Source organism: Treponema sp. UBA3813 (genome assembly GCA_002368605.1).
Classification (GTDB): Bacteria; Spirochaetota; Spirochaetia; order Treponematales; family Treponemataceae; genus Treponema_D.
The window spans coordinates 197-3,658 of sequence record DFEB01000053.1 but is presented as its reverse complement, the minus strand read 5'-3'; the positions used below and the strand labels follow the sequence as shown (position 1 = coordinate 3,658).

Annotated in this window: 5 protein-coding genes and 1 pseudogene; 5 read left to right on the top strand and 1 reads right to left on the bottom strand. The window is 42.5% G+C overall.

Going from position 1 to position 3,462, the window contains the following annotated elements; genetic code table 11:
• The 5 genes from B2089_RS08975 to B2089_RS08955 all read left to right on the top strand — a co-directional run.
• On the top strand, positions 1 to 228 hold a 228-nt coding region (locus B2089_RS08975; RefSeq protein WP_296686852.1), incomplete at its 5' end, for a PDDEXK nuclease domain-containing protein.
• Positions 229 to 316: 88 nt separating this feature from the next.
• Entirely contained in the window at positions 317 to 769 is a 453-nt protein-coding gene (locus B2089_RS08970) for a DUF1810 domain-containing protein (RefSeq protein ID WP_296686850.1), read from the top strand.
• Positions 770 to 870: 101 nt separating this feature from the next.
• On the top strand, positions 871 to 1,437 hold the full coding sequence (locus tag B2089_RS08965; protein WP_296686848.1) for a hydrolase: 567 nt from the start codon (positions 871 to 873) through the stop codon (positions 1,435 to 1,437).
• Positions 1,431 to 2,216, top strand: a complete 786-nt coding sequence (locus B2089_RS08960; RefSeq protein ID WP_296686845.1) for a tRNA threonylcarbamoyladenosine dehydratase — start codon at positions 1,431 to 1,433, stop codon at positions 2,214 to 2,216. The genes B2089_RS08965 and B2089_RS08960 overlap by 7 nt, the downstream gene beginning before the upstream one ends.
• A gap of 342 nt (positions 2,217 to 2,558) precedes the next feature.
• Positions 2,559 to 3,170, top strand: coding sequence for a sigma-70 family RNA polymerase sigma factor (locus tag B2089_RS08955; RefSeq protein WP_296321532.1), 612 nt, complete (start codon positions 2,559 to 2,561; stop codon positions 3,168 to 3,170).
• A gap of 8 nt (positions 3,171 to 3,178) precedes the next feature.
• Here the strand turns inward: B2089_RS08955 and B2089_RS08950 are convergent.
• Positions 3,179 to 3,462 (bottom strand): annotated as a pseudogene (locus tag B2089_RS08950) (ATP-binding protein); the annotation flags it as partial.

The following is a 3,462-nucleotide window of genomic DNA, read 5'->3' as shown; positions in this document are numbered from 1 at the left end:
ATGAATATGTATTTGAATTATTTCAAAACTGAAATCTGCCAACCTGATGATAATCCTCCAATTGGAATTGTTTTAGGTGCAAAAAAAGATGAACTTTTGATGGAATATGCAACACAAGGAATTACAAACCAGTTATTTACAGCACGTTATCAGTTGTATTTGCCAAAAAAGGAAGAACTGCAGGCTCAACTGGATTTGCTGCTTGCAGAGGAGAAGATTCATTTATAAAAAATATGCAGGATGAAGAAAAGAAATTGGAAAATCATATTCTTAGCATATTAGAAATAACCCAAACACCATCCTAAGGAGACCCCCTATGCCCCACGACCTAACCCGATTCAAAAAAGCCCAGGAACACGACTACGAAACCGCCCTTGCAGAAATCCGTGCAGGCGAGAAACAGAGCCACTGGATGTGGTACATCTTCCCACAACTGGAGGGCCTTGGATTCAGTGAGATTTCACAATACTATGGAATCAAGGGAATTGAAGAAGCGAGAGCCTATCTTGCGGATGATTTTCTTCGCTCGCATCTGGTGGAAATTTCTGAAAGCCTCCTTGCACTTGAGTCAAACAACGCAACTCAGGTGATGGGCTACCCCGATGACTTGAAGCTAAAATCTTCCATGACGCTTTTTTTGCTTGCATCTGGACATGATTCAAAATATGAAAAGGAAGCTCGGGTGTTTAAGGCTGTGCTGGAAAAATATTTTGGCGGAGAGATGGATGAGCAAACTGTGGAGATGACGCAGAAGGAAATTCAATGCTGAGAAGGTAGATCCCGATAATCAGTGAACCAAAAATACCCCAGCTAGTAGAGCATATTTTGTATTTTTGCTATAATTACCCATCTCTTAAATAGGAAAACAAAATGAATCCAGATACGGCTTTTGAATTGTTACAAAAATATGTTCATGGCGAGACTTTGCTGCGTCACTGCAAGACCGTCGGCGTTGCCATGCGTTATTTTGCGGAAAAATACGGCCAGTCGCCCGATTACTGGGAAAGCGTGGGCATTCTTCATGACATTGATTTTGAAGTTGCACCGGACAGTCACTGTACAAAATGCCTTGAAATCTTTAGCGCAGAAAAAGCAAATTATCCTGATATAGACGATCAGCTTGTTCATGCGGTTCAGAGCCACGGATGGAATATCACGGTGGACGTTGAGCCGGAACATATCATGGAAAAAGTTTTGTACACGGTTGATGAACTTACAGGTCTGATTTTTGCCTGTGCAATGGCGCGCCCCAGCAAATCTGTGACCGACATGGAAGTAAAATCCGTCACAAAGAAATTCAAGGCCCTCAATTTTGCGGCAGGCTGCAACCGTGAAGTAATCAAGGCGGGAGTTCAGCTGATGGGAGTTGAACTGAACGATGTAATTCAGGACTGCATCCTTGCAATGAGAACAAGGCACGAGGAAATCGGATGTTGAATCAATTTTCAAGAACGGAATTAATTATTGGCAAAGAGGCGATGGAGATTCTGAACAGTGCCCGCGTCGCTGTTTTTGGAATCGGCGGGGTTGGCGGATACACTGTGGAAGCTCTTGTCCGCTCAGGGATTCAGCACATTGACCTTATTGATGATGATAAAGTCTGCCTCACAAATCTGAACCGGCAGATTATTGCGACCCGCTCGACCGTCGGAAAATACAAGGTTGACGTAATGAAGGAGCGCATCCCTGACATCAATCCAGAGGCCGAAGTGAACGTCCACAAATGCTTTTATCTTCCTGAGACCCGCGACCTCTTTGACTTTACAAAATACGATTACGTTGTTGATGCCGTTGATACAGTCACAGCAAAAATCAATCTGATTCTGCAGGCAAAGGAAGCCGGAACAAAAATCATCTGCAGCATGGGAGCCGGAAACAAAATGGACCCTACACAGTTCAAGGTGGCGGATATTTCACAGACTTCAGTTTGTCCCCTTGCACGTGTAATGAGGCAAGAATGTAAAAAGCGCGGGATAAAAAACGTCAAGGTTGTTTATTCGACGGAGAAAGCCATGCGTCCCATCGAAGACATGGCAATCAGCTGCCGAGCGCACTGCATCTGTCCGCCGGGAACAAAACACAAATGCACGGAACACCGCGACATCCCCGGAAGCAATGCTTTTGTTCCTTCTGTTGCAGGCTTAATCATCGCAAGCGAAATCATAAAGGATTTGACGCAAGAGGCAACGGCAAGGGCGAGGGCAGCAATCGAATAGTTTGATTCAAAAAGTCATGTTGAGCAAAGCAAATATCTATGAATTTGTATGTTGGGATTTTTGCGATGCTCGGAATGAACTTTTGAAAAGCGTACAAAAATATTTCAGATAATTCACAATCCCAAAAAGACAAAAAACTATATTTAAACCGTTCGATGTTCTTTGAAAGACTTTCGGACGGAAAACTTTCTCTCAAGCAGGCTTTGCTTTTCTATTTTTCAAAGTTCACTAAAATAGTTGAAAAAATCAAATATAATAAAAAATTATAAAATTTTTGAATGGTCAGCCAACTATATTTTGTTTCACACATTTTTTTATTTACCAATTTTTAGGAGGCTAACCATGGATGAATTCAAATTCCCAACCGTCAAACTTTCTCCAGAAGAAGAAAAAGAAGTCGCTCTCAGAGCTGAGAATGGCGATAAAAAAGCCCGCGAACTCCTTATCCTCTCTTGCGTTCCTTTCGCTCGAAAATATTCTCAGCGATTCCATGGTCATTTTCTTGACGGCGAAGAGCTTTTTGAAGAAGCTTTGATTGGCCTCGTAATCGCTGCTGATAAATTTGATGTGCACAGAGGTTTTCGCTTTAACACTTTCGCAAAATATTGCATTCGTACAAAAATTCGAAACGCTCTTAATTTCAACAAAAAAACAATTCCTCTTCTCAAAACCAAAAATGACCCTGATGAACTTTTGGAAGGCGTCCCCTATTCTTTTGGCACCGCAGAAGATTTCGTTAATTCTGAGTCAGCAAAATCTCTTCTCAAAGCTGTACGAAATCTTAAGCCGATTGAGTGTGATGTCGTTTCCATGCACTATGGACTTAACGGCAAAGAACCAAAATCTTTTACGGAAATTGGTGAACTCAAAGGCTATACAAAGGCTCGAATGCACCAGATTGAGAAAAAAGCCTTCCTCAATTTGCAAAAATCTCTGGAAGGCCTTTGCTCGTAGCCTAATTGCTAATCGGCGTAAAAGCCGATTTTTCGCTTTGTGCTTTCGCCTGTCTTTTCGTCCTGCATTTTGCACAGCTCTTCTGTGATGTAGGCGGGCGAAAGCTCCGTGCTGTCCATGAATCTCATCCTGTTTGCTAGCGCACCGAAATCACCGGGCGTTACGCTTTCTTTTCGTTCCAGCCGACAGATTTCTTCATCGCTGAAATTGTATGATGCGAAATATTGTTCGAGCATACAGCGGATTCCGTTTTTGTCCAGCGGTTTAAATTCTACGATTATGTGAAAACGGC